This is a genomic window from Demequina sp. (genome assembly GCF_024642165.1).
Classification (GTDB): Bacteria; Actinomycetota; Actinomycetes; order Actinomycetales; family Demequinaceae; genus Demequina.
Genome location: NZ_JAHEBP010000037.1, coordinates 18,532 through 20,103, shown reverse-complemented (window position 1 = coordinate 20,103; position 1,572 = coordinate 18,532). Strand labels below are relative to the sequence as shown.

Here is a 1,572-nt window from a genome sequence, read left to right as displayed (position 1 = left end):
TCGCGGACTCCCAGTACGGCAGGGCGCGCTCGAGCACGTCCTTGAGGCACTCCGTCTTGGGGATGGGCTCGCCGGCGTAGCGGACGTCGCCCTCCTGCGTGTACGGGTTGTCGTCGGAGATGACCGGCGGCGGCACGTCGTAGGAGCGGCGCCAGATCATGAACTTCTCCTCGCCGAACTGCTCGAGGGTCTCCGCCTTGTTCTTGCCCTGGAGGTCGCCGTAGTGGCGCTCGTTGAGGCGCCAGTCACGCTTGACCGGGATCCAGTGGCGGTCCGCGGAGTCGAGCGCCAGGTTGGCGGTCATGATCGCGCGGCGCAGCAGCGAGGTGTGGACCACGTCGGGCAGCACGCCCTCGGCCTTGAGGAGCTCGCCGCCGCGCACGGCCTCGCCCCAGCCCTTCTCGTTGAGGGGGACGTCCACCCAGCCGGTGAACAGGTTCTTCGCGTTCCATTCGCTCTCGCCGTGACGGAGCAGGATGAGTGTGTAGGTCATGGCGCCAGCCTAGCCCGGGCGGGGCGGGTCACGCCTGGCTTAGGTCCCAGCCCGCGGGACGATGCGTGTCAGGCTCCGGCCACGCACGCGGGGCTGACGATGGCAGCGGCGGCGTAGGGCAGCTCGGCCACGTCCCCGATGCCCTGCTCCGGGGGCAGCGCGAGCACGTCCGCGAGCGCGAAGGAGCGCACTCGATGGCCGCGCTCCTCCCCCACCAGCAGGCGGTCACCCAGCACCGCGAAGTGACGGGGCCACAGCCCGGCGTCGAAGGCACCGCGGTAGGTGAGCTCACCCTCGGGGGCGACGTCATGGACCGCGATCACGTCGGGGCCGCGGACGCTCACCAGCAGCACGTCGCCGGTGGGCCCGGGTACCAGCGCCACGTGCGCGTCCTGCGGCTCCGCGGACCGCGGCGGGGCCAGCGTGGCGGGCGTCTCGCTCACCACCTCGGCGGTGGCCGAGGCCGCGTCCCACCGCAGGGTGCGCACCTGGTGGTCGAGCTCGCAGGTCACGTAGAGAAGGTGGCCGCGCACCGCGGCGTGGCGCGGGCCGGCGCCGGGCGGGAGCGTGGCGGCAATGCCGTCTTCTTCGAGCAGGCCGCCGTCGAGCAGGCGGTATCGGCGCAGCTCGTCGGTGCCCAGGTCGACCACCAGGACGTGCCGGCCGCCCGGGGCGATCAGCGCCGAGTGCGCGTGCGGTGCCTCCTGCCGGTCGGGATTCGGGCCGGACCCGGCGTGGCCGTGAAGCTGGGCCGGCGCATCGTCCCGGAAGCCGCCGTCCGCGCCCAACCGGATCACGGCCAGGTCGCCGCTCGAGTAGTGGGAGACGTAGAGCGTGCGGGCGTCCGGCGAGAGCAGCAGGTGGCAGGCGTCGGCGCCGCCGGTCGGGAGCGTCGCGACGATGCGCGGCCGGGCCGCGTCCGAGACGTCGACGATGGCGACCTGGCTGGCGGGCAGCTCGCACGCCGCGTACAGCAGCGGCAGGGTCGGGTGCGCGAGCAGGAAGGACGGAGCGGGGAGCTCGAGCACCAGCCGTGCCTCGGGATCCGCGGCCGACGCGGAGCGCCAGACGCCCTCGCC

Annotated in this window: 2 protein-coding genes; both read right to left on the bottom strand. The window is 73.7% G+C overall.

Translation table 11 applies throughout. The features are described from left to right. Positions 1-493 (bottom strand): 2,3-bisphosphoglycerate-dependent phosphoglycerate mutase (locus tag Q0L54_RS05225; protein ID WP_296665996.1); only part of this gene is annotated, 493 nt, incomplete at its 3' end. Positions 494-561: 68 nt separating this feature from the next. Next, on the bottom strand, positions 562-1,572 hold a 1,011-nt coding region (locus Q0L54_RS05220), incomplete at its 5' end, for a beta-propeller fold lactonase family protein (protein ID WP_296665995.1).